This is a genomic window from Micromonospora sp. LA-10, assembly GCF_051853095.1.
Lineage (GTDB): Bacteria > Actinomycetota > Actinomycetes > Mycobacteriales > Micromonosporaceae > Micromonospora > Micromonospora echinospora_A.
In genome coordinates, this window is the sequence record NZ_CP195710.1 from 4,909,239 (window position 1) to 4,934,073 (window position 24,835).

18 protein-coding genes are annotated in these 24,835 nt (G+C 72.5%); 10 read left to right on the forward strand and 8 right to left on the reverse strand.

The window, feature by feature from the left end:
* Positions 1-41: 41 nt before the first annotated feature.
* Positions 42-5,108 (forward strand): NAD-glutamate dehydrogenase, encoded by a 5,067-nt coding sequence (locus ACSDG8_RS23155; RefSeq protein WP_210893933.1) that lies wholly within the window; start codon positions 42-44, stop codon positions 5,106-5,108.
* A gap of 63 nt (positions 5,109-5,171) precedes the next feature.
* Here the strand turns inward: ACSDG8_RS23155 and ACSDG8_RS23160 are convergent, their stop codons facing one another.
* Together ACSDG8_RS23160 and ACSDG8_RS23165 are read right to left on the reverse strand one after the other, a co-directional pair.
* A complete protein-coding gene (locus ACSDG8_RS23160) occupies positions 5,172-6,035 on the reverse strand; it encodes a class F sortase (protein WP_307856235.1) in 864 nt (287 codons plus the stop codon).
* Positions 6,022-7,335 carry a hypothetical protein gene (locus ACSDG8_RS23165; RefSeq protein WP_210893936.1) on the reverse strand — a complete coding sequence of 438 codons (1,314 nt, stop codon included), beginning with the start codon at positions 7,333-7,335 and terminating at the stop codon, positions 6,022-6,024. Before ACSDG8_RS23165 ends, ACSDG8_RS23160 begins: the two co-directional genes overlap by 14 nt.
* A 719-nt stretch (positions 7,336-8,054) precedes the next feature.
* On the opposite strand from ACSDG8_RS23165, the gene ACSDG8_RS23170 reads away from it, so the two are divergent.
* On the forward strand, positions 8,055-9,863 hold the full coding sequence (locus ACSDG8_RS23170) for a glycoside hydrolase family 6 protein (protein ID WP_210942999.1): 1,809 nt from the start codon (positions 8,055-8,057) through the stop codon (positions 9,861-9,863).
* Positions 9,864-9,969: 106 nt separating this feature from the next.
* On the opposite strand, the gene ACSDG8_RS23175 is transcribed toward ACSDG8_RS23170, so the two are convergent.
* From ACSDG8_RS23175 to ACSDG8_RS23195, 5 genes are all read right to left on the reverse strand, one after another.
* Complete coding sequence (locus ACSDG8_RS23175) at positions 9,970-10,353, reverse strand: hypothetical protein (RefSeq protein WP_073830568.1); 384 nt, start codon at positions 10,351-10,353, stop codon at positions 9,970-9,972.
* Between the two features lie 70 nt (positions 10,354-10,423).
* Complete coding sequence (locus ACSDG8_RS23180; protein ID WP_210893940.1) at positions 10,424-10,747, reverse strand: hypothetical protein; 324 nt, start codon at positions 10,745-10,747, stop codon at positions 10,424-10,426.
* A 17-nt stretch (positions 10,748-10,764) separates the two neighbouring features.
* Positions 10,765-12,423 carry a sodium:solute symporter family protein gene (locus tag ACSDG8_RS23185; protein ID WP_439427242.1) on the reverse strand — a complete coding sequence of 553 codons (1,659 nt, stop codon included), beginning with the start codon at positions 12,421-12,423 and terminating at the stop codon, positions 10,765-10,767.
* 136 nt (positions 12,424-12,559) lie between these two features.
* Positions 12,560-13,639, reverse strand: a complete 1,080-nt coding sequence (locus tag ACSDG8_RS23190; protein ID WP_210898414.1) for a hypothetical protein — start codon at positions 13,637-13,639, stop codon at positions 12,560-12,562.
* A 13-nt stretch (positions 13,640-13,652) separates the two neighbouring features.
* The gene (locus ACSDG8_RS23195; protein WP_439427243.1) at positions 13,653-14,261 is read right to left on the reverse strand and encodes a hypothetical protein; all 609 of its coding nucleotides are present in this window, start codon (positions 14,259-14,261) and stop codon (positions 13,653-13,655) included.
* A 303-nt stretch (positions 14,262-14,564) separates the two neighbouring features.
* Between ACSDG8_RS23195 and ACSDG8_RS23200 the strand changes: the two genes are divergently transcribed.
* From ACSDG8_RS23200 to ACSDG8_RS23230, 7 genes are all read left to right on the forward strand, one after another.
* Complete coding sequence (locus ACSDG8_RS23200; RefSeq protein WP_439427244.1) at positions 14,565-16,925, forward strand: nitrate- and nitrite sensing domain-containing protein; 2,361 nt, start codon at positions 14,565-14,567, stop codon at positions 16,923-16,925.
* Entirely contained in the window at positions 16,925-17,347 is a 423-nt protein-coding gene (locus ACSDG8_RS23205; protein WP_210898420.1) for a roadblock/LC7 domain-containing protein, read from the forward strand. The genes ACSDG8_RS23200 and ACSDG8_RS23205 overlap by 1 nt, the downstream gene beginning before the upstream one ends.
* Complete coding sequence (locus ACSDG8_RS23210) at positions 17,337-17,726, forward strand: DUF742 domain-containing protein (RefSeq protein ID WP_073830577.1); 390 nt, start codon at positions 17,337-17,339, stop codon at positions 17,724-17,726. Before ACSDG8_RS23205 ends, ACSDG8_RS23210 begins: the two co-directional genes overlap by 11 nt.
* The gene (locus ACSDG8_RS23215) at positions 17,707-18,309 is read left to right on the forward strand and encodes a GTP-binding protein (protein WP_210898422.1); all 603 of its coding nucleotides are present in this window, start codon (positions 17,707-17,709) and stop codon (positions 18,307-18,309) included. Before ACSDG8_RS23210 ends, ACSDG8_RS23215 begins: the two co-directional genes overlap by 20 nt.
* A gap of 105 nt (positions 18,310-18,414) precedes the next feature.
* The gene (locus ACSDG8_RS23220; RefSeq protein ID WP_210898424.1) at positions 18,415-19,449 is read left to right on the forward strand and encodes a lactonase family protein; all 1,035 of its coding nucleotides are present in this window, start codon (positions 18,415-18,417) and stop codon (positions 19,447-19,449) included.
* A 179-nt stretch (positions 19,450-19,628) separates the two neighbouring features.
* A complete protein-coding gene (locus tag ACSDG8_RS23225) occupies positions 19,629-21,383 on the forward strand; it encodes a substrate-binding domain-containing protein (protein WP_439427245.1) in 1,755 nt (584 codons plus the stop codon).
* Positions 21,384-21,596: 213 nt separating this feature from the next.
* The gene (locus ACSDG8_RS23230) at positions 21,597-23,078 is read left to right on the forward strand and encodes a sugar transferase (protein ID WP_439427246.1); all 1,482 of its coding nucleotides are present in this window, start codon (positions 21,597-21,599) and stop codon (positions 23,076-23,078) included.
* Between the two features lie 10 nt (positions 23,079-23,088).
* Here ACSDG8_RS23230 and ACSDG8_RS23235 read toward each other — a convergent pair whose 3' ends face one another.
* Positions 23,089-24,219: a PP2C family protein-serine/threonine phosphatase gene (locus tag ACSDG8_RS23235; protein WP_210898429.1), complete on the reverse strand. Its 1,131-nt coding sequence runs from the start codon at positions 24,217-24,219 to the stop codon at positions 23,089-23,091.
* A 95-nt stretch (positions 24,220-24,314) separates the two neighbouring features.
* Here ACSDG8_RS23235 and ACSDG8_RS23240 point away from each other — a divergent pair, with 95 nt between their 5' ends.
* Entirely contained in the window at positions 24,315-24,830 is a 516-nt protein-coding gene (locus ACSDG8_RS23240) for a MarR family winged helix-turn-helix transcriptional regulator (protein ID WP_210898431.1), read from the forward strand.
* Positions 24,831-24,835 lie beyond the last annotated feature (5 nt).

Genomic DNA, 24,835 nt, shown 5'->3' on the forward strand with positions numbered 1-24,835 from the left:
AGAGTGACCCACAGTGTGGTGGGTCGAGGGGAGTGGCACCGATGGACCGGCGTCCGGCGATCAAACCGGGACCCGACCTCCGGCAGGCTGACACCGGCCGGGACGACGACAGCTTCGATTCGGCGACCGACGGGGACGGTTTCAGCCGTCTCGACACAGGAGTGACCGGGATGACCGGTTCCAGCATCGACACCCTCTACGACCTGGGCCTGCCCACGCAGGCACTGGCCGACGAGTCGGAGGACGCTGAGCTGGACGAGCCCGTTCCCAACGCGGAACGGCTGGTCGCCCAGGCGGTCGCGCTCGCCGGCGACGACCACGACGCGGCCACACTCGTGGACCGCTTCTGGCGGTTCGCGCCGGACGAGGAGCTGATCGGCTTCACCGCCGAGGAGATGCTGGAGGCGGCCAGGGCCCACCGGGACCTGGCCCAGCAGCGGGTTCCGGGCGAGCTGAAGCTGCGCATCCACGAGCCGGACGCCGAGCAGCACCACACGGTCGTCGAGATCGTCACCGACGACATGCCGTTCCTGGTCGACTCGGTGACCGCCCTGCTGAACTCCCGTCACCTCGACGTGCACCTGCTGGTGCACCCGCTGGTCGTGGTGCGGCGCGAGCCGCTCGGCCGGCTCACCGAGGTCTCCGCGGACGTGGAGCCGGACGACGCCATCGCCGGTGACCTGGTCGAGAGCTGGATGCGGATCGAGATCGACCCGGTCCGTGACCCGGCCGAGCGGGAGGCGCTGCGCCGCGAGTTGCAGCGGGTGCTCACCGACGTGCGCGAGGCGGTCGAGGACTGGCCCAAGATGCGGCAGCGGGCCCTGGCCCTGGCTGACGAACTGGCCGCCGCCCGGACGTCGGACAATCGCCCGCCGGTGCCGGAGAAGGACATCACGGACTCGGTGGAGCTGCTGCGCTGGCTCGCGCACGACCACTTCACGTTCCTCGGCTACCGGGAGTACCGCCTGGTCGCCGCCGACGGCGCGCGCGGCAGCGGGCAGGCCCTGGAGGCGGTGCTCGGCACCGGGCTGGGCATCCTGCGCTCCGACTCGCCGGAGGCCCGGTCGCTGAACTCGATGACGCCCGAGGCGCACGAGAAGGTGCTGGAGAAGCGCCTGCTCATCATCACCAAGGCCAACTCGCGTGCCACCGTGCACCGGTCGGCCTACCTCGACTACATCGGCTTCAAGATCTTCAACGAGGCCGGCGAGGTGGTCGGGGAGCGGCGCTTCCTCGGCCTGTTCTCCACCGCCGCGTACCGGACCAGCGTGCAGGAGCTGCCGGTGGTCCGGCGCAAGGTCGCCGAGGTGCTGGACCGCTCGGGCCTGAGCCTGCGCAGCCACTCCGGCAAGGACCTGTTGCAGATCCTGGAGACCTATCCGCGCGACGAGCTGTTCCAGATCAAGACCGACGACCTCTACCACGCGGTGATCGGCGTGCTGCGGATGGCGGGTCGCCGGCAGCTGCGGGTGTTCCTGCGCCGCGACGCGTACGGGCGGTTCATCTCCTGCCTGATCTACCTGCCGCGGGACCGGTTCACCACGCAGAACCGGCTGCGCATGCAGGACATCCTGCTGCGCGAGCTGAACGGCGTCGGCGTCGACTACACCACGCGGGTGACCGAGTCGATGCTGGCCCGGGTGCACTTCATCGTGCGTACCGACCCGAGCAACCCGCCCGGTGACATCGACGCCGACCTGCTCGCCGAGGAGTTGGCCGACGCGACCCGCCTCTGGGACGACGACTACCGGCTGGTGCTGGAGCGCAAGCTCGGCGACGAGCAGGCCAAGCACCTGTTCGCCCGGTACGCCGACGCCTTCCCGGAGGGCTACAAGGACGGGCACACGCCGTACGAGGCGATGAAGGACCTGGCGAAGCTGGAGCTGCTTGAGGAGCCCGGCCAGCTGGAGATGCACCTGTTCCGCAAGCAGGCGCCGCCGCGCCCGTACGCGGGTCGCGCCGCCGACGCCGACGAGGCGATGGACGTGCGGTTCAAGGTCTACCGGTACGGCGAGCCGATGATGCTCTCCGCCGTGCTGCCGGTGCTGCACTCGCTCGGCGTGAAGGTGGTCGACGAGCACCCGTACGAGGTGGAGCGCGTCGACGGCCGGATCTGGCTCTACGACTTCGGTCTGGAGCTGCCCGAGCGGCACCAGGACCTGGCCGAGGTGCGCCCGCACGTGGAGAACGCCTTCGCCGCCGCCTGGCGGGGCGAGGCCGAGGTGGACGGCTTCAACGAACTGGTGCTGCGCGCCGGGCTCACCTGGCGGCAGGTCGTCGTGCTGCGCGCGTACGCGAAGTACCTGCGCCAGGCCGGCACCGTGTTCTCCCAGGAGTACATGGAGCAGACGTTCATCGCGTACCCGCAGATCGCCGAACTGCTGGTGAAGCTGTTCGAGACCCGGTTCGCGCCGGGCGCGACCACGCTGGACGAGCGCCGGCAGCGCAGCGCCGAGCTGGTCGACGCGATCGGCGAGGCGCTGGACGAGGTGGCCAGCCTCGACCAGGACCGCATCCTGCGGGCGTACCTGACGCTGATCCAGGCCACGCTGCGCACCAGCTTCTACCAGAAGCCGGTGGGCGGGCGGCCCAAGGCGTACGTGGCGTTCAAGCTGGACCCGCAGGCCATCCCGGACCTGCCGGCGCCGCGACCCAAGTTCGAGATCTTCGTCTACTCGCCCCGGTTCGAGGGCGTGCACCTGCGCTACGGGCCGGTGGCCCGCGGCGGCCTGCGCTGGTCCGACCGGCGCGAGGACTTCCGGACCGAGGTGCTCGGCCTGGTCAAGGCGCAGATGGTGAAGAACGCGGTGATCGTGCCGGTCGGCGCCAAGGGCGGCTTCGTGCTCAAGCAGAAGCCGGGCGACCGGGACGAGGCGGTGGCCTGCTACAAGGAGTTCATCTCCGCGCTGCTGGACGTCACGGACAACATCGTCAGCGGCGAGATCGTGCCGCCCGAGGACGTGGTCCGGCACGACGGCGACGACCCGTACCTGGTGGTCGCAGCGGACAAGGGCACCGCGACGTTCTCCGACATCGCCAACGAGATCTCCGAGGCGCACAGCTTCTGGCTCGGCGACGCGTTCGCCTCCGGCGGCTCGGCCGGCTACGACCACAAGAAGATGGGCATCACCGCCCGGGGCGCCTGGGAGTCGGTGAAGCGGCACTTCCGGGAGCTGGGCCACGACACCCAGACGCAGGACTTCACTGTGGTCGGCGTCGGTGACATGTCCGGCGACGTGTTCGGCAACGGGATGCTGCTGTCCCAGCACATCCGGCTGGTGGCCGCGTTCGACCACCGGCACATCTTCCTCGACCCGGACCCGGACTCGGCCCGTTCCTTCCAGGAGCGCAAGCGGCTGTTCGACCTGCCCCGCTCGTCGTGGGAGGACTACGACAGCGAGCTGATCTCCGAAGGCGGCGGCGTCCACCCGCGTACCGCCAAGTCGGTGCCGATCACGCCGCAGGTCCGCGCGGTGCTCGGGCTCGACGAGGACGTCACGCAGCTCAGCCCGCAGGAGCTGATGAAGGCGATCCTCACCGCGCCGGTCGACCTGTTCTGGAACGGCGGCATCGGCACCTACGTCAAGGCGTCGAGCCAGACCAACGCCGAGGTCGGCGACAAGTCGAACGACGCCATCCGGGTGGACGGCAAGAGCCTGCGCTGCCGGGTGGTCGGCGAGGGCGGCAACCTGGGCTTCACCCAGCAGGGCCGGATCGAGTACGCGGCGACCGGCGGCCGCATCTACACCGACTTCATCGACAACGCGGCCGGTGTGGACTGCTCCGACCACGAGGTCAACATCAAGATCCTGCTCAACACGGCGGTGGCCGACGGGGAGCTGGACCGGCCGGAGCGCGACGAGCTGCTGGCCCGGATGACCGACGAGGTCGCCGAGCTGGTGCTGCGGGACAACTACGACCAGGCGCGGGCGCTCAACAACGCCCAGGCCCAGGCCGCCTCGCTGCTCCCGGTGCACCGGCGGATGATCAACGACCTGGAGCGGTCCGGCGCGCTGGACCGGGCGCTGGAGGCGCTGCCGTCGGACGAGGAACTGGCGGTCCGCACCGAGAGCGGGCTGACCCCGCCGGAGTTCGCGGTGCTGCTCGCGTACGTCAAGATCGTGTTGGAGCGCGAGATCGTCGGCGAGGGCCTGGCGGACGAGGAGTGGACGACCGACATCCTGGTCAACTACTTCCCGACGCCGCTGCGGCAGCGTTTCGCCGACCGGATGGGCCGGCACCGGCTGCGCCGGGACATCGTCACCACGGTCCTGGTCAACGAGGCGATCAACCGGGGCGGCATCTCGTTCGTCTTCCGGGTGGTCGAGGAGACGGCCGCCTCCGCGGCGGACGTGCTCCGGGCGTACGTGGTGGTCCGCGAGGTGTTCGGCCTGCGTGACCTCTGGGACGCGGTCGAGGCGCTGGACAACAAGGTCTCGCCCGAGTTGCAGACCGCCGTCTACCTGGACACCCGGCGGCTGCTCGACCGCGCGGTGCGCTGGCTGGTCACCAACCGGCGGTCGCCGATCGACGTGCCGGCGGAGATCGCCCGGCTGCGCGACGGCGTGGCCCGGCTCCTGCCGGACCTGGAGCACCGGTTCTGGGGCACCGAGCGGGAGGCCATCGCGGCGCACATCGAGTCGCTCGTCGAACGAGGGCTGCCGCGTGACCTGGCCGAGCAGGCGACCCGCCTGATGTACAGCTTCGGCCTGCTCGACATCGTCGAGACGGCGCAGGCGACCGGGCGGGACGTGGGCGAGGTGGCCTCGGTCTACTTCGTGCTCTCCGACCGGTTCCGGGTGGACGCGCTGCTGTCGAAGATCTCCCTGCTGCCGCGCGAGGACCGGTGGCAGACGCTCGCCCGGATGGCACTGCGCTACGACCTGTACGCCGCGCTGGCCGCGCTCACCGCCGAGGTGCTCGGCTCCACCCCGGACGACGTGCCGCCGGTGGAGCGGGTGCAGGAGTGGGAGCAGGCGAACGCCACCTCGATCCACCGCGCGCACCGGGCGATGGGGGAGTTCGACGAGTCCCGCGCCGACCTGTCCGCGCTGTCGGTGCTGCTGCGCCAGATCCGTACCCTGGTCCGGACCTCGGCGGCGGCCTGACCGTTCAACCGAGCGTGGCCCGGTGGTCGGTTCCCGACCACCGGGCCACCGCCGTCTGAGCCCTCACCCCGTCATCGGGGCGTAGACGACGATGTTGTTCAGGTAGCTTCCGGCCGTCTTGTCGAACACCCCGCCGCAGGTCACCACGCGCAGGGCGGGGACCGCCGACGGGCCGTAGACCTGCGCGGCGGGAAAGGCGGTCTTCGGGTACGACCCCACCTCGCGCACCGTGAACGTGGCGGCCCTGCCGTCCTGCCGGACGACCACTATCTTGTCGCCGGGAACCAGCGCGCCGAGGTTGAAGAACACCGCCGGGCCGAGCTGGGCGGAGTCGACGTGGCCCACGATCACCGCGTTGCCGGCCTCGCCGGGGCTGGCGCCGGGGGAGTACCAGCCGGCCTTCATGGCCTGGTCCAGCGGGGGCACCTGGACCGTGCCGTCCGGGTTCGTGCCGAGCGACATGATCTGCGCCTGCACCCCGATGCGGGGGATCGAGATGGTCGTCGGCGCGGACCGGGGCAGCGGGGCCGGGGCGGGACCGGTCGCGGCCGGGGTGCCCTGGCCGGGGGTCGTCGGCCCATTGCTTCCCGGCGTCGGTTGCCCCGTGGCGCCCGGTGCGGGTTGTGCGGCGGTGGCCGGCGCTGATGTCTGTTGCCCCTCGGCGCCCGGGACGGCCTGCCCTCCGGTGTCCGGATCGGCGTAGGCGCCATCCGGGTCGGTCAGCGGGTCGGTCAGCGGGTCGGTGGCGACCGGGCCCGCCTGCCCGAGCGGCTGCGGCGGGGTGGGCGACGGGACGGTCCGGACGGACGCACCGACCAGGCCCGCGCCCACCATGGCGAGCAGGACGACGACGGCCGCGCCGACGGCACGCCACGGTCTCCCGTGACGGCCGCCGGCCCGGGTCGTCGTCCGGTCAGACCAGGTCACCGGCCCGCCGCCGACGCAGCAGCACCAGGCCGCCCAGCGCCGCGGCGCCGATCATGCCCGCCCCGCCGGTGGCGAGGTTACGGTCCACACCGGTGCTCGCCATGCCACCGTCACCGCCGTCGACCCCGCCGCGCGGCAGGACCACCAGCTCGCCCTCGCCGCAGGAGCCCTTCAGCTCGTACCGGCCCGGCCGGGCGTCGTGCGAGACGGTGGCCTCGCCGTAGTAGACGAAGTCCTTCCCGTGCTCCCAGCCGTCCTTGCCGTAGTCGCCCTTGTCGTCCTTGCCGTAGTCGCGCTCGGCGTCCTTGCCGTAGTCGGCCTTGTCGTCCTGCCAGGCGCCTCCGCTCGCCTGCCAGTCGTCCTTGCCGCCCTGCCAGTCGCTCTTGTCGTCCTGCCAGTCGCTCTTGTCGTCCTGCCAGGCGCCGTGCTCGTCCTTGCCGTCCTTGCCCTTGTCGTCCGGCCGGCCGCCACGGTCGTCCTTGCCGTGCTCGTCCTTGGCGTCCTTGCCGTACCGGTCCTTGCCGTCGGGGCCGTGCGCGTCCTTGGTCCAGTCCGGCGCGCCCGGCTTCTCCTTCTCCCAGCCCGGCTTCTCCTTGTCCCAGCCCGGCTCGGCGTCCTGGCCGTACTCGTCGTGCCCCTGCCAGTCGCCCGGGTCGACGGCCGCGCCCGCGCCCGCGCCACCCGGCTGCGGCTGCCCGTCCGGCTGGCTGGCCGGCGGCTGGGGCTGGTTCGCCGGAGGCTGCGGCATGCCGTCCCCGCCCGGACCGTTCCCGCCCGGACCGTTCCCGCCGGGACCGTTCCCGCCGGGACCGTTCCCGCCGGGTCCGTTGCCACCTGGGCCGTTCCCGCCCGGGCCGTGTCCGTCCCCGCCCGGCTCGCCGCGGCCGTCCGGGCCCTTGCCGTGCTCGTCCTTGCCGTGCTCGTCCTTGCCGTCGGGGCCCTTGCCGTGGTCGTCCTTGCCGTCCGGGCCCTTGTCGTCCCAGCCCCAGTCCTGGTCGCCGCCCCGGTCGCCGCCGCGGTCGGCCCAGTCGCCGTGCTCGCCGTCCCGGGCCGGGTGCAGGTCGACCTTGCCGGTCACCTTCGACCAGACCGTGGCGTGCTTCTGCGGCTCGGAGCAGATCGCGAGCAGTTCGACGGTGTCCCCCGCCTTGACCACGTGGGGCTTGGCGATGACCTTGCCCTCGTCGTGCCCGCCCGCGAAGGCCAATCCCGGGGTGAACACGAGAAGGCCGGCCCCGCCGAGGGCGGCGCCCGCGACCACCTTCCCGAGCATCTTCTTAGCCATGACCAGCGTCTCCATCCCTGTTCGTCCTGAGCCCGACGTCAGTCGAGCTAAGGCCGACGTTAGACCTTTTCACGGCTTATTCGGGGAAACATTCGCTTTTAGGAGTTTGTCGAGATCAGGTGCTGTCCGCGCCGTCCCCGACTCCGCGCGCCGATCGGCCCGACTTCGGCAGGATCTCCCGCAATCCGTTCGGTGTCGGAGGCGGCGCACGGCCCTCGCCGGTGGGTGGAACGTCATGGGTGCCATCGGGCCGTTTTGACACCCATGACGTTCCACCGGCTGGGCGGCGGGCCGGGGTGGCCGGCCGGGCGGCCCGTCGGGTGGCCCGTCGTGCGGGTGGGCTCGGCGAGGCGGGTGGGCCTGGTGGGCGATCGCCGGTGAGCCCGGGGCTGGGCAGGTCGCCGCCGGGGGCGGGTTCGAGGTCGGCGGTAGGGTGAGGCCCGAGGCGCATCGAGGCATTGCCATGGAAGCGCTCCCATGCAAGAATCGCTGCACGCGGTTCGGGGAGCCACACCGCGAGCTCAGGCGTCGAGGGCAGCCGGTTCACCGGCCGACGTCCGGCTCCATCGGCCGGTCCTGCGGACCGGTCGGCACCACCACCCCCAACGCCCGTCCGGGTCGGGCGTCCCCCGAAGTAACCCGTGGCGCGCACGGTCGTTCCCGCAGGGCGACCGCCGCCGCCATTTGCGCCGGGCCGTTACGCGGATCCGGTCTCGCCCAAGGAGATCAGTGGCATGAATCTGTGGAGAAGGCTGTCCGGCCGGAACCGGGCGCTCGCGCTGACCAGCGCCGGCGTCCTGGTAGCCGGTGGACTGGTGACCCTCCCGGTCACCGCGGCGCAGGCCGCCACCCAGTGCAGCGTGACCTACACGACCAGCGACTGGCCCGGTGGATTCACCGGCAACGTGACCATCAGGAACATCGGTGACGCGCTCACCTCGTGGAACCTCGGCTTCACCTTCCCGAACAGCTCGCAGCGGGTGGTGAACGGCTGGTCCGCGAGATGGTCCCAGAGCGGCCAGAACGTCACCGCGCAGAACGAGTCGTACAACGGGGCGCTCGCCAGCGGCGCCAGCACCACCATCGGCTTCAACGGCTCCTGGAGCGGCAGCAACCCCAAGCCGACCCAGTTCACGCTCAACGGCACGGTCTGCAACGGCGGCACGCCGACCACCAGCACCCCGCCGACGAGCACGCCGCCGACCAGCACCCCGCCGACCAGCACGCCGCCCACGAGCACGCCGCCGACGTCGGCCCCGCCGACGTCGCAGCCGCCGCCCGGGCAGCGGGTCGACAACCCGTACGCCGGTGTGAAGGGGTACGTGAACCCCGAGTGGAAGGCCAAGGCCGAGTCGGTGTCCGGCGGCAACCGGGTGTCGAACAACCCGACCGCGGTCTGGCTCGACCGGATCGCCGCCATCAACGGCACGCCGGACAGCAGCTCCAACGGCGCGATGGGCGTCCGTGAGCACCTGGACGCCGCGCTCGCCCAGGGCGCCGGCTACATCCAGTTCGTCATCTACAACCTGCCCGGCCGTGACTGCTCGGCGCTCGCCTCCAACGGTGAGCTGGGCCCGGACGAGCTGCCCCGCTACAAGGCCGAGTACATCGACCCGATCGCCGCGATCCAGAGCGACGCGAAGTACCGGAACCTGCGCATCGTCAACATCATCGAGATCGACTCGCTGCCCAACCTGGTGACCAACACCTCGGGCAACGCTGGCGGCACCGTCATGTGTGACACGGTGAAGGCCAACGGCGCGTACGTGAACGGTGTCGGCTACGCCCTGGCGAAGCTGGGCGCGATCGGCAACGTCTACAACTACATCGACGCCGCCCACCACGGCTGGATCGGCTGGGACAGCAACTTCGGCCCGGTCGCCGACCAGCTCAAGGCCGCCGCCGTGGCGTCCGGCAGCACCGTCGCCAACGTGCAGGGCTTCATCGTCAACACGGCGAACTACTCCGCTCTCAAGGAGCCGTACGTCAAGGTCACCGACTCGGTGAACGGCCAGACGGTCCGGCAGTCCAAGTGGATCGACTGGAACCAGTACGTCGACGAGCTGTCGTTCGCCCAGGCGTTCCGCCAGAAGCTGGTCTCGGTCGGCTTCGACAGCAACATCGGCATGCTGATCGACACCTCCCGCAACGGTTGGGGCGGCACCGCCCGGCCGACCGGCCCCGGCCCGTCGACCAGCGTGGACGCCTACGTCGACGGCGGTCGGGTCGACCGGCGCTTCCACACCGGCAACTGGTGCAACCAGGCCGGCGCGGGTCTCGGCGAGCGGCCGCGGGCCAACCCGGAGACCGGGATCGACGCCTACGTCTGGGTGAAGCCCCCGGGTGAGTCGGACGGCTCCAGCAAGGAGATCCCGAACAACGAGGGCAAGGGCTTCGACCGGATGTGCGACCCGACGTACACCGGTAACGCCCGCAACGGCAACAACATGTCCGGCGCCCTGCCGGACGCGCCGATCTCCGGCGCGTGGTTCGCGGCACAGTTCCAGCAGCTGATGCAGAACGCGTACCCGCCGCTCTCCTGAGGCGCTGCCGTACCACCCGCGGCGGCGGGAGTGAGGCACCGCCTGCGCGGGTTCCCCGGGCCCCTGGTCGACGCCCACGTCGGCCAGGGGCCCCCGGGCGTCCGGGTCAGGGAACCGTGCGCTCGATCGCGGCCCGGCCCAGCTCGTGCAGGTCTCGGCGGGCCCGTTCCAGGTTCTCCGGCGTCATGTCCTGGCCCCGGGCCATCACCAGGTCCTCCGGCTCCCAGGGCTGCTCGGCGCCGGTCCGGATGCCGTCCGGGGCCGCGCCCGTGCCGGTGCCGGTCGCGCCGGTCCCGGCCGCGTACGGGTCCCCGATGATGTTCGGCGAACCGGTGTCGGGCACCGCGCCGTCGGGCTCGGTGAAGGTGGGGTTGTCCGGGTCGGTGCCGCCGGCGCGCAACTGGGGCACCGTGCTGTCGTCGTCCACCGCCGCGGCCACCTCGGGGGTCTCCTCGAGCGGCCGCTCGCCACCGCGGTCACGATCGGTCATGCTGCTGCCCTCCTGTCCCTTTCGCGTGATCCCCTGGGCGTACCCGGTGCGGGCCGCGCCATGCGGACGGTCAGGCGTCGTCGTGGCCGGGCTCCGGCGTCTCGGTCGGGCGCAGCCGCTGCCAGAGCAGCATCAGCAGGCCGAACACCAGCATCGCCGCGCCGGCCCACAGGTTGATCCGGACGCCCTGCGCCTTGTCGATCTCGGCGGACGTGTCGAAGAGCCCCATCAGGCCGACGATCAGCCCGTACGCGACGAACAGGCCGCCGATCACCCGGCGGATGTCGAACAGCCGGGCCGCCGCGGAGCGGGCCTCCCGGGCGTCCTCGGTCTCGTCGACGAGCGGGTCGTGCGCCTCCCCGCCCTGGTAGTTGCGGTCCGCGTCGTCTGCCATGGCGTGCGTCCCCTCCTTTAGAAGACCGGGATGTAGAACAGGGCGGCGAGGATCACGGCGACGACGCCGAGCAGCACCGGGGAGCGGTACCAGGCGGCGTCGCCGGCCAGCGAGTCGTCGGCGAGCGTGGTGTCGCTGAGGCCGTACACCAGCCCGGTCAGCTGGTCGTCGGTCTTCGGCCGGGTCAGCGGGGTGACGATCGCGGCCACCACCGCGACGGTGGCGAAGGCCAGGCCCGCGCCCCAGAAGCTCTCCTCCAGGTCCGAGTTGAAGCTGATCACGCCGCCCTTGTAGAGCAGGTAGGTGGCGGCGGCCACGATCGTGCCGGACAGCAGCGACCAGAAGCCGGCCAGCGGGCTCATCCGCCGCCAGAACATGCCGATGATGAAGGTGCCGAAGAGCGGGGCGTTGAAGACCGAGAAGAGCGCCTGGATGTAGTTCATGATGTTGCTGAACCCGGCGGCGATGAACGCGGTGCCGATGCCGATCACCACCGCGCCCACTGTGGCGATCCGGCCCACCTTCACGTAGTGCTCGTCCGACTCGTTGCGCCGGAAGTACGCCTGCCAGATGTCGTACGTGAAGACGGTGTTGAACCCGCTGACGTTCGCGGCCATGCCGGCCATGAACGAGGCGACCAGGCCGGTGACCGCGATGCCGAGCACGCCGTTGGGCAGCAGGTCGCGCATGAGCAGCGGGATCGCGTTGTTGTAGACCATGTCGCCCTCGTCGGCGCCGAGCCCTTTGACTGTGACCAGGGCGATCAGGCCGGGGATCACGGTGACCGCGGGGATGAGCAGCTTCGGGTACGCGGCGATGATCGGCGTACGCCGGGCGGCGCTCATGTTGCGCGCGGACAGGGCGCGCTGCACCTCGGCGAAGTTGGTGGTCCAGTAGCCGAAGGAGAGCACGAAGCCGAGACCGAACACGATGCCCAGCCAGTGCGCGCCGAGCGGGTTGGCGGTGCTGCCGGTGCCCTCCCAGGCGTGCAGGCCGGCCTCGCCGAGCTTGGAGTCGCGGACGGCGTCCATCAGGCCGCTCACGCCGCCGACCTTGACCAGGCCGATCACCGTGATCGGCACCAGACCGGCGATGATCACGAAGAACTGGAGCACCTCGTTGTAGATCGCGCCGGAGAGGCCGCCGACGGTGATGTACGCCAGCACGATCACCGCGCCGACGATGATCGCGAACCAGAGCGGCCAGCCGAGCAGCGCCTGCATGATCAGCGCCAGCGCGTAGAGGTTCACGCCCGCGATGAGCACCTGCGCGACCGCGAAGCTGATCGCGTTGAGCAGATGGGTAGGGCGGTTGAAGCGCAGCCGCAGGTACTCGGGGACGCTGCGGACCTTGGAGCCGTAGTAGAACGGCATCATCACGATGCCGAGGAAGACCATCGCCGGCACGGCGCCGATCCAGTAGTAGTGCACGGTCATGATGCCGTACTGGGCGCCGTTGGCGGCCATGCCGATGATCTCCAGCGCGCCCAGGTTCGCCGAGACGAACGCCAGGCCGGTGACCCAGGCGGGCAGCGATCGGCCGGAGAGGAAGAAGTCCACGCTGGTGCGGATCGCCCGCCGGGCGGCGAAACCGACGCCGAGCACCGTGACGAAGTAGAGCCCGAGGATCAGGTAGTCCACCGCGTTCATGTCCAGACGCAGGCCGCCGCCACCCATGCCCGTGCTCCCCTCGTGTGCACCGCTGCCCGCACGTACCCCGATTGCGAAGTTTCATGCCTGCTGTTCGGTCCGGGCACGAACGAGCCCCGGCCGGGTCGCCGGCCGGGGCTCGATGGGGTTTCTGCGGGGGGCCTCAGCGCCCCAGGACGCGGTCCAGGAAGTCGCGGTAGCCGCGCACGGCGACGCGGAGCTGCTCGGTGTCGCTGGAGCCGGACTCCTGCCAGGCGCCGAGGCTCGTGCGCTGCTCGCGCAGGGCCGTGGAGAGCGCCTCGATCGCCTCCTCGACGAGCGACTCGGCCTCGCCGACAGCGGCGCGCGGGTCGTCCACGAAGCGCAGCTGCACGTCGCGCCAGCGGTCCCGGAAGCCCTGCGCCGCCTCCGGCGCGAACAGCGTCGCGGCGTCGGCCGGTACCGCGCCCTGCGTGGGCCGGTCCGCCCCGCCCAGGCTCGTGCCGGCCGCTGCCGTGCCCGCCGCCGCGCCGGCAGCCGCCGCGGTGGCGGTGTCCGGGTCGACGCGGTCGTGGTGCCGCCCGGCGTCCTCGTCGGCCGCCGCGACCGGTTCGGCGTCGGGGTCGACCAGGCCCGGCTCGGCGCTGCCGTACCCGACCGCGCCGTCGGCCGCCGCGTCGTCCCGGACGACGCCGTCGGTCACCGTGTCGTCCCGGTCCGCGTCGTCGGCGTCCGAGTGCTCGGTGTCCCAGCGGTCCCGGTCGTGCAGGCGGTCCCCGGCCGTCGGGTCGGCCCGCTCGTCGTCCAGCGGGTCGGTCCGGCCCGGCGCGCCGTCGCCCGGCACGGCCGTGTCCTCGTCACGGGCGTCGCGCTCGTCCTGCGGACGGCCGCTCGCCAGCGCCGACGCGGCGACCGCGTCGCCCACCGTGGCCGCGCCGAACGCCGTCGGCAGCGGCGCCGGCTCGTGGAACGGGGGACGCCCGTCGTCGTCGCGCCCGTCGTCGGTACGGTCGGCCGCGTCGCTCAGCTCGCCCGAGTCGTACGCGCGGGTCTCGTCGACCTCGTCGTCGCGCCGATCGTCGGCTCCCGGGTCGCGGCGATCGTCGTCGACGGCCGGGTCGTCGAAGGTGCCCCGGTCGTCGAGCGCGTCCTCGGGCACGTCGGCCCGGTCGGCGTCGGCGTGGTCGCCCGGCTGCGGCACCGGTACCGGCGCGGACCGGACGGCCTCGGGGTGGTCCTGCGTGACCTGCTCTTCCTGGCGCATGGCGGCGGCCTCCTCAGCGGCTCGTGACGTCGTGGTCGTGGTCGGGGTGGCGCTGCTCCGGCTGCTCCGGCTGCGGCGTGGACGTGGGCACCGGGTCCTCACCGAGCAGGTCGGCGAAGAGGGCGCGGTAGTGCACGAGCGCCTGCCGGAGGTCCTCGGTGCCGGCCTCACCGCGCTCGTTGCGCTGCCGGATCTCGTGGGCGTCGCGGTAGTGGGTGAGGGTGCGGGCGTGCTCGACGGAGAGGTGGGCGATCTGGTCCGAGAAGTCCCCGGTGGGGTATCCGCGCTCGGCGATCAGGCGACTGACCAGCTCGTCCGCCTCGCCGACGGTCTCGGCGGGCGAGTCGACGAAGCGCACCTGGAGGTCCTCCCAGGCGGCGGCGTAGCGGGCTCGCGACTCCGGGCTCAGCGGGGTCAGCTCCAGTTCGGCGTGCCGGCGCTCGCGCTCACGCAGCTCACGTTCGGCGGCGCTGCGGCTGTCCTGCTCGGCGACGACCCGGTCGTACTCCGGGCCGAAGCGCTCCCGCAGCCCGCGCCGCCGGCTGGCGACCACGGCGACCGCGGCGAGCGCGGCGATGACGAGGACGACGATGACTATGACGACTACCTGGGTGGACGACATGGCTCCTCCTTCGCACGCTGGTATTCCCTCGTGCGGGTGATCGCCAATCCCGTTGCGCGGCACTTTCCGCCCCGGTCGGGAAAAAGGCGCGGTGTCGCGGTCGCCGTCCGGTGCCGGTCCGGTGTCCGACTGAGCCCGTCGTGCCCGTCTCGGACCGTAGCGAGCGCCGAGACGGCCGGTAGTGCATCCGCCCCGGATTACGTATCCTGCCCAAGGCGTCCGGGCCGGGGCCCGGCGTCGTGGCCGGCGAAACGGCGGCCGCTGCCGGCGCCACCGAGCGACACCTTCCCGGGCGAGGTCTGATTGAACACCCGTGACTGGCCGATCCGCGCCAAGCTGACCGCGCTGGTCATCGGCCCGGTGACCGGGCTGCTGGCGTTGTGGATCTTCGCCACCACGCTCACCTTCGGGCCCGCCCTCGACCTGCTCTCCGCCCGTACCCTCCTCTACGACCTCGGCCGTCCCGGCGAGAGCGTGGTGGCGGAGCTGCAGCGGGAGCGGCGGCTATCGGTGGTCCAGCTCGCCGGCGGCGGCACCCTGCCGGCGCTGGCCGAGCAGCGGGTACGCACCGACGACGCGATCGTCGAGCTGCGCCGCAAGGTCGACGGCAAGGACCTGCGCGACGTCGCCGACGAGCAGCTCGACGCCCGGCTCGACCAGCTGGTCTCGGCGCTGGACGCGCTGCCCGCCGGGCGCGCCTTCATCGACGACCGGAAGGTGGACCGGTCCGGCGCCGTCGGCCTCTACAGCGGAATGATCGGCTCGGCGTTCCAGGCGTTCGGCGCGATGGCCGCCCTGCCCGACGCCCAGCTCAACCGGGAAGCGACAGCGCTCACCGCGCTGGGCCGCTCCCGCGAGCTGCTCGGCCAGGCCGACGCGCTGCTGGCCGGCGCCGTCACCGCCGGCCGGTACGCCGAGGGCGAGCACGAGCAGCTGGTCCGGACCGTGGAGAACCACCGTTTCCTGGCGGAGACGGCGGTGGCCGACCTGCCGGCCGGGGAGCGGACCTCGTACCAGCGGTTGACCGAGGCCCCCGGGTTCGTCAAGATGCGCGCCTTCCAGGACACCCTGATCCGCTCGCCCGGGCTGCCGGCCCGGTTCGACATGGCCGGCTGGGAGGCCAGTCACGCCGAGGTGTGGCAGAGCCTGCGCGACTTCGAGCTGCGCGGCGCGGACGCCCTCGCCGAGCGGTCGGTGCCGATGGCGACGCGGATCCTCGTCCAGCTCGCCGCCGCCGGTGTGCTGGGGCTCGTCGCGATAGTGGTCTGCGTGCTCGTGGCGCTGCGGGTCGGCCGGTCGCTGGCCCGGCGGCTGACCGGCGTACGCGCCGCCGCGACCGAGGTCGCCGAGCACCGGCTGCCCGACGTGGTCGCCCGGCTGCGCCGGGGCGAGGAGGTCGACGTCGCCCGGGAGGCGCCCGAGCTGGACCACGGCGGCGACGAGATCGGCCAGGTGGCGCGCGCGTTCAACGAGGTGCGGCGCACGGCGGTGCGGGCCGCGATCGACGAAGTCACCCTGCGCCGCGGGTTCAATGAGGTGATCCTCAACCTCGCCCGGCGCAGCCAGGGCCTGGTGCACCGGCAGCTGGCGCTGCTGGACCGGCTGGAACGGCGTACCGAGGACCCGGACGAGCTGGCCGGGCTGTTCCAGGTCGACCACCTGGCGACCCGGCTCCGGCGGCACGCCGAGGACCTGGTCATCCTCGCCGGGGCCGCGCCCGGGCGGGGCTGGCGCCGGCCGGTCGCCGCGGTCGACGTGATGCGCGGCGCGATCTCCGAGGTCGAGGCGTACGACCGGGTCGACGTGGGTGAGGTAGCGTCGGCCGGGGTGCTGGGCCGGGCCGTCGGCGACGTGATCCACCTGCTCGCCGAGCTGATCGAGAACGCCACCGCGTACTCGCCGCCGGGCACCCGGGTGGACGTCACCGGCCGGACCGTCCCGGGCGGTTACACCATCGAGATCACTGACCGAGGGCTGGGCATGTCCGCGCCGGCCCTGTCCGCGGCCAACCGCAAGCTGGCCGAGCCGCCCGAGTTCGACCCGGCCGACAGCGCCCGGCTGGGGCTGTTCGTGGTGGCGCGCCTGGCCGCACGGCACGGCGTACGGGTGGAGCTGCGCCCGGCCCGCCCGGCCGGGATCGTCGCCGCGGTGTTCGTACCGTCGGACCTGATCACCGACGAGCCGCCGGTGGGCGCGGACGGCCCCGCCGGGCCGGAGCGGCGGCGCCTGGCCAAGGTCACCCGGTTGAGCACGGTGCCGCGTCCGGGGCGCCCGAACCGGCCGGGACGGGACCGGTCGGAGAGCACTGTGGTCCCGTTGCAGTCCGCGCGTGCCTCGACAGTGGAACCACCCACCGACGGCGACGGCCTGCCGCGCCGGATCCGGCGGCGCGGCGCGTCGGCGCGTCCGCGCGCGGCGGTCGTGGACGCCCCGGCGTACCGCACGCCGGAGGAGGCGCGCCGGGCCATGTCGGCGTTGCAGGCGGGCACCGCGCGGGGACGCCGGGACGGCTCCCGCGCCCAGGCGGCCGGTGACGCCGATCCGGACACGCCCGCCACCACCGAAAAGCCTGACACCGGTACGCCGCCCGCCACGCCGGGGCCGGCCGTGGAGCCCGCCCTGCCGGTGGCGGAGGACCGAACCGCGACTGAGAGGGACGCCTAGTGGTGCACACGACGCGGCAGAACGCCGATCTCGACTGGCTGCTCGACGACCTGGTGGACCGGGTGCCCGCCGCACGCCAGGCGGTGGTGCTCTCGGCGGACGGGCTCCTGCTCGGCGCCTCCGGCGACCAGGACCGCAGCGACGCGGAGCACCTGTGCGCGCTGGCGTCCGGCTTCTCCGGGCTGGCCAAGGGCGCCACCCGGCACCTCGGCGGCGGCGCGGTCCGCCAGACAGTGGTGGAGATGGAGTCCGCCTACCTCTTCGTGACCGCCGCCGGGCAGGGTGCCTGCCTGGCTGTGGCGAGCGACGCCGACGCCGACATCGGCCTGGTGGCGTACGAGATGGCGATGCTGGTGATCCGGGTCGGGGAGAATCTGGCCGCGCCGACCCGAAGCGGCGGGGGGTCGGCCGATGCGCGCTGACTCGCCGGGGCCGCAGCACGAGTGGCTGGACGCCGACGCCGGTCCGGTGGTGCGCCCGTACACGCTCACCGGAGGCCGGGTGCGCCCGCCGGTGGACGGCTTCGACCTGCTGGCCTTCGTGCTCGCCACCCCGGACGCCGATCCGGCCGGCACGCCCGGCCTCCAGCCGGAGCACCGCCGGCTGATCGAACTGGCCCGCCGGCCCAAGGCCGTGGCCGACCTCGCCGCCGACCTGGACCTCGCCGTGGGCGTGGTCCGGGTGCTGCTCGGCGACCTCCTCGCCCATGGCTTCGTCGCGGTGCACCGGCCACCGGCCACCGCGTACCTGCCCGACGACAACATCCTCAAGGCGGTGGTCAGTGGACTCCGTGCGTTATGACCAGGAGCCGGGAGCGCCCGGGGTGCCGCTGGCACTGAAGATCCTCATCGCCGGTGGGTTCGGCGCCGGCAAGACGACGCTGGTCAGCGCGTTGAGCGAGGTGCGGCCGCTGCAGACCGAGGAGGTCCTGACCGGCGCCGGGCTCGACACCGACGACGTCTCCGGGGTGGAGCAGAAGTCGACCACCACAGTGGCGATGGACTTCGGCCGGATCACCATCAACGACGATCTCCAGGTCTACCTGTTCGGTACGCCGGGTCAGGACCGGTTCTGGTTCCTCTGGGACGAGCTGGCGTTCGGCGCGCTCGGCGCGGTGGTGCTCGCCGACACCCGGCGGCTGGCCGACTGCTTTCCCTCCATCGACTACTTCGAGCAGCGGGGCATCCCGTTCGTGGTGGGCGTCAACTGCTTCGAGGGCTCCCGCCGGTTCGGCCTGGAGGCGGTACGCGACGCCCTCGACCTGGACCCGGACGTCCCGCTCGTGCTCTGCGACGCCCGGGACCGGCAGTCCGGCAAGCTGGTGCTGATCTCGCTGGTCGAGCATGTGGCGCGGCAGCGCGGCGAGCCGGTGCCGGTGGGCTGAGCCTCCCGCCGGGAATCCCGTCGGCCGTCGCGGGACTGATCGGGCGCATGACCGGGAAGCCTCTGGTTGGATCTGCGGAGACAGGACCGACGGAAGGTGGGAGCGGTGACCGGGCAGGACGAGATCGTCCACATCGGCGGCTACACGGCGGAGACGGGCGGGCGGGGCGAGGGCATCGTCGCGGCCCGGCGGGACCGGGCGAGCGGCGGGCTGACGCCGCTGGGTGTCGTGGCGGTCACCCCGTCGCCGTCGTTCCTGGTCCGGCACCCGGCGCTGCCGGTGCTGTACGCGTGCAACGAGCTGCCGGACGGCCGGGTCAGCGCGTTCCGGGTGGCGCCGGACGGGGACCTCACGCCGCTGGGCGAGCGTCCGTCCGGCGGGGCCGAGCCCTGTCACCTGGCGGTGGCCCCGGACGGGCGGCACCTGTTCGTGGCGAACTACGGCGGCGGCAGCGTGGCGGTGTTCGGCCTGGACGCCGAGGGCGTGCCGGGGGAGCGCACCGACCTGGTCCGGCACGAGGGGCACGGCCCCGACCCCGACCGGCAGGAGCACGCGCACTGCCACATGGTCTCGCCGGATCCGGCGGGCGGCCCGCTGCTCGCCGTCGACCTGGGCACCGACTCGGTCTACCGGTACGACGTCGACGCGGACACCGGCCGGTTGACGCCCCGGGAACCCCGGTTGAGCACCCCGCCCGGCACCGGGCCCCGCCATCTGGCCCGGCACCCGGACGGGCGGCGCGGCTGGCTGGTCGGCGAGCTGGACGCCACCGTCACCGCGTACGACCTGACGCCGGACGGGCCGCGGGAGCGGGCGCGCGTCGACGCCAGCGGGCGGGCCGGGCACGTCCAGCCGTCCGAGGTGAGCGTGGGACCCGGTGGGCGCTTCCTCTACGTGGGCAACCGGGGCGTCGGAACGGTGGCGGTCTTCGCGCTCGACGGCGCCGCGCCGGAGCTGGTGGCGGAGGTCGACACCGGCGGCGAGTGGCCGCGGCACTTCGCGTTCGCGGGGGACCACCTGTACGTCGCCGACGAGCGGGCCGACATGATCAGGATCTTTCGGGTCGATCCGGTCAGTGGGGTGCCCGAGGCGGTGGGGGAACCGGTTCCGGTGGCGAGCCCGACATGCTTCCTGCCGTGATCGAGCGGTCACTTAAACAACCGTCCGGAGTGGACTGATATCACCCAAAGTTGACTGATCAGTAACTTAGCGTATGGGTTAGGTGATCAACTGTTTCTGCTGCGTAACTTTCGTCCGAACGGTTGTGGTGGTAACCCCACGAGGTACGCAAGATGGTCACCGTGTCTGGCCGCCATCGCATGCGTTCCAACCTCCGTGGAGCAGGCGCCGCCGCTGTGGCGGTAGCCCTGGTCGCCGTCGTGGGCGGCTCCTGGTTCGGCTACCAGCAGCTGGCCGGCCCGAACTGTTCGGGCCGGATCGAGTTGTCGGTGGCGACCGCCCCGGAGATCGCCCCCGCGGTGCGCGGCGCCGCCGACCAGTGGGTCTCCGACGGCGCCGCGGTGGGCGGCACCTGCATCGCCGTCAACGTCTCCTCCTCCGAGTCGGTCGAGGTGGCCGCCGCGGTGGCCAGCAAGCACGGCGCCACGCTCGCCGGTGTCGGGCAGGCCAGCGGCACCGCTGTCACCCCCGACGTCTGGGTGCCCGACTCCTCGACCTGGCTGGTCCGGCTCAAGAGCGGCGGCGCCAGCGCGTTCGCGCCGACGAACGGGGCCTCGATCGCGCGCAGCCCGGTGGTCGTGGCGCTACCCGAGCCGGTGGCCTCGCGCATCGGCTGGCCGGACAAGAAACTGCGGTGGTCCGACATGCTGACCCAGGTCACCGCGAGCAAGCCGCTGCGGGCCGGGATCGTCGAGCCGACCCAGGACGCGGCCGGCCTGTCCGGGCTGCTGTCGCTCACCGCCGCTGCCAGCTCCACCGGCGATTCCGGCTCGCCGAAGGCGCAGGAGGCGATGGTCGGGGCGCTGCGGGCGCTGGCGACGAACCGCTCCTCGCTGCGGCAGGACCTCCTCGCGCGGTTCCCGCGCTCGTCGGACCCGACGGCGATCGCCAACGGACTGGGCGCGGCGGCGCTGTCCGAAGAGGACGTGATCGCCTACAACAGCACGAAGCCGCCGATCCGGCTGGCCGCGCTCTACCTGGAGCCGGTGCCGATCCCGCTGGACTACCCGTTCGCGGTGCTGCCCGGCATCGAGCCGGCCAAGGCGTCCGCCGCCCGGGTGCTCTTCGAGGTGCTGCGTACGCCGGACTTCAAGGACCGGCTGGCCTCGCAGGCGCTGCGCGCGCCGGACGGCAACTGGGGCCGCGGCTTCCAGGCCCCGACGGGCGCGCCGAGCCCGGCGAACGGCGGCGCGAGCCAGGTGCCGCCGTCCGGTCAGGGCGGCGCGGCCGACCTCGACCCGGGCGCCATCTCGACGGCGACCACCACCTGGTCGGTGGCCACGCAGTCGGGCCGGATGCTCTGCGTCATCGACGTCTCCGGCTCGATGAAGAAGCCGGTCGTGACCGCGAACGGCGCCAGCCGGGAGCAGGTCACAGTGGCGGCCGCGAGTCAGGGCCTCGGGCTGTTCGACGACTCCTGGTCGATCGGCCTCTGGACCTTCTCCACCAACCTCCAGGGCTCGCAGGACTGGAGCGAGCTGGTCGGAATAAAGCCTCTGTCCAGCAACCGGGGCGCGCTGCAGCGCGGCCTCGCCTCGATCAAGCCCTCAAGCGGCGACACCGGCCTGTACGACACCATGCTCGCGGCGTACAAGAAGGTGCAGCAGGACTGGGAGCCGGGCAAGGTCAACTCGATCGTGCTGTTCACCGACGGCAAGAACGAGGACGACAACGGTATCTCGCAGAAGGCGCTGCTGGACCAGCTGAAGAAGCTGAAGGACGACGAGCAGCCGGTCCAGGTCGTCATCATCGGCATCGGCACCGAGGTGAACCGGGCCGAGCTGGAGTCGATCACCAAGGTCACCGGCGGCGGCGCGTTCGTCACCACCGACCCCAGCAAGATCGGCGAGATCTTCCTCCGGGCGATCGCGCTACGGCCGCCCGCCCCCCGCTGACCTGGCGCTCAGCGCTACCCTTCCGCCGTACCGGGAAATCCGGTACGGCGGAAGGCTTCCCGGCTCAAGGCGTGGGATGAGAACTGACGGTAATGCGTCCGAATCAATCGGTAACCATAATTGTCCAGGCATGATGACCGGGTGCCTCGACCGCGGGCTCCACACCGGAGCCGGGCGGGGACGGGGCGGTCCTGAGCGAAGTGGGGAGGGCCGGTGACCTCGGCGACGCTGTTGACCCCTGCCACGACGTCGCGACCCGGTGGTGATCGCCCGGGCAAGACGACACGAGCGGCGGAACGGGCCTACATCCGGGTCCTGGTGGTGCTGGACACCGCGGTGCTCGCGGTGGCCATCCTGGTCGGTTACCTGGCGCGGTTCGGCGACGAGGAGCCGACCGGCTCCGAGATCCCGTACGTCGTGGTCGCCCCGGCGCTGCTGCTGGTCTGGCTCGTCTCGCTCAAGGCGATGCGGTGCTACGACGACCAGGTGCTCGGCTACGGCGCGGACGAGTACCGCCGGGTCAGCGCGGCGAGCATGCGGTTGGCCGGCGGTATCGCCATCGCCGGGTACATCGCCGACGTCGGCGTCTCCCGGGGTTTCCTGGCCATCTCCTTCGCCGTCGGCACCGTCGGCCTGGAGGTGGCGCGGTTCGCGGCCCGCAAGCGGCTGCACCGCGCCCGCGACCGGGGTGCCGGCTGGTCCCGCAAGGTGCTCGTGGTGGGCGACACGGCACACGTGCTGGAGTTGGTGCACACGCTGCGCCGGGAGCCGTACGCGGGCTACCAGGTGGTCGGCGCGTGCATCCCGGACGCGCTGCTCGCCCCGGTGCCGCAGCGGCTGGGCGACGTGCCGGTGGTCGGCTCCTTCCGGGGCATCCCGGAGGCGGCCACCGCGATCGGCGCCGACACGGTGGCGGTCACCGCCTCCGGTGAGCTGACCGCGACCCGGCTGCGCCGCCTGGGCTGGCAACTGGAGGGCACCGGCGTCGACCTGGTGGTGGCGCCGGCGCTGACCGACGTCGCCGGCCCCCGCATCCACACCCGTCCGGTCGCCGGCCTGCCGCTGATCCACGTCGAGGCGCCCGAGTTCCGCGGCGCCCGCAAGCTCGTAAAGGGCTTCGTGGACCGGTCGATCTCGCTGATCGCCCTGCTCGTGCTGGCGCCGCTGCTGACCGTGATCGCGCTCGCCATCAAGATCGACAGCCGTGGCCCGGTGCTGTTCCGCCAGACCCGCGTCGGCCAGGGCGGCGAGGAGTTCGGCGTCTTCAAGTTCCGCACCATGGTGGTCAACGCCGACGCGCTGCTCGCCGAGCTGGCCGCGCGCAACGAGACCGACGGCCTGATGTTCAAGATGCGCGACGACCCGCGGGTGACCCGGGTGGGCCGGCTGCTGCGCAAGTGGTCGCTGGACGAGCTGCCCCAGCTCGCCAACGTGCTGCTCGGCCAGATGAGCCTGGTCGGCCCGCGTCCGCCGCTGCCGTCCGAGGTGGCCCGCTACGACGGCGACGTGGCGCGACGCCTCCTGGTCAAGCCCGGCATGACCGGCCTATGGCAGGTCAGCGGGCGGTCCGACCTGAGCTGGGAGGACGGCATCCGGCTGGACCTCTACTACGTGGAGAACTGGTCGCTGGCCGCAGACCTGACCATCCTCTGGAAGACGTTCGGCGCGGTGATCAACAGCCGCGGCGCGTACTGAGCGGGCCGGGTCAGGGCTGCGGGCCCAGCCAGTCCAGGCAGACCACCACCGCGTCGTCCACCAGGTCACCGGCGACGAAGGCCCGCAGGTCGCCGATCAGCGACCGCACCGCGTCCAGCGGCTCCATCGGCCCGGTCCGGCGCAGGAACCGGTCCAGCGCCGCCTCGCCGTAGCGCACCTGCTCGGCGGTGGCGTCGATGACGCCGTCGCTCACCACGAAGAGCCGGTCACCGCGCTCCAGCTGGAACGTCTGCTCCCGGTAGTCGGTTCCCTCGAACATGCCGAGCGGGAACTGCTTGTCCAGCGCCTGCTCGCTGACCTCGCCGGCCCGCAGCCGCAGCAGACGGGGCGAGCCGGCGTCGACCACGGCCAGTGCGCCGGTAGCCAGGTCCAGCTCGACGAGCAGCACCGAGACGTGCTGCTGGCCCCGGTGCTGCGCGTAGATCGCCTGATCGGCAAGCGCGGCCTGATCGGCCAGGGAGAGCCCGGCCCGGCGCGCATTGCGCAGCGCGTACGTGGCGAGCGAGGCGAGCAGCGCGGCGGCCACCCCCTCACCGAAGCCGTTGGAGACCGCCAGCCAGAGCCGGTGGCCGTCGTCGGACCAGTCGAAGCTGTCCCCGCGCACCGCGTACGCCGGTTCCAGCTGCCCGGCCAGGCTGAACGAGGGGCGGATCCGGCTGCGCCCGGGCAGCAGCTCCCACTGCATCTCGGCGGCGAGCGTGAGGCGGCGGCTGCGCCGGGCGGTCCGGTAGATGTCGGTGGTCGCCATGACCGCGCTCAGCTCGTGCCCGAGCACCGTGGCGATGGTGTCCAGCTCGCGGCGTGCGTCCGGGTCGTCCGGCACCGGCGACACCTGGAGCACGCCCCGGCGCTCGCCGCGCATGCCGACGGGAAACCAGCCCACGCCGTCGGCGATCACCGGCTCCTGGTGGTCGAAGGCGCGCCAGGCCGGGTGACCGGGACGGGCGAGGGCCGCGCCGTCACCCAGCGGCAGCAGCTCCGCGAGCCGGTAGTCGACCTGGTAGAGCTCGGTGCGGGTGATCCCGTACGTGCGCGCCAGTTCGCCGGCGAGCCGGTCCACGATGAGATCCGTCGGCGCCTCGGTCAGGACCCGGCGCGCGCGGCCCTCCGCTCCGCTCATCTTTGCTCCTTTGCACAGGTCGCCGCGCAGATCCGGGGAGTAGTCTCGGGCCCACCATGACCGAAGAGCCTGGTCCCCAGGGACCTGACACGAGTATGTCCGCCGCCCTGGACGAGGCGGCAGGCACCTTGCTCGCCGTCTGGGAGGCTGCCCGGGAGCGCACCACCAGCCGGCTGTCCAGTGCCCAGTTACGCGCGATCATGGTCGTCGAGCAGTATGACGGCATCAACCTGCGCCGGCTCGCCACCCTCACCGACATGCTGCTCTCCTCCGCCAGCCGGCTCTGCGACCGGCTGGTGGCGGCCGGAATGCTGGAACGCGAGCCGGGTCGCTACGACCGGCGGGAGATCTCCCTGCACCTCACGCCGGCGGCCCTGCGGCTCCTCGCCGAACTGCGCACCGACCGGCGGCGCCGGCTGGAGCGGATCCTCACCGGAATGAGCGCCGAGGGCCGGCGCGCGCTGCTGCGCGGCATGCGCGAGTTCGACGAGGTCGGCCGGCACGGGGAGTCGACAGTGGCCGAGGGCTGGCCGGTGCTGCAGCCGTCGGGCGAGTGGATCGGCGACCCGGCCCGTCCGTCCGGCGAGCCGCCGGTGGCCCGTACCGCCTGACTCAC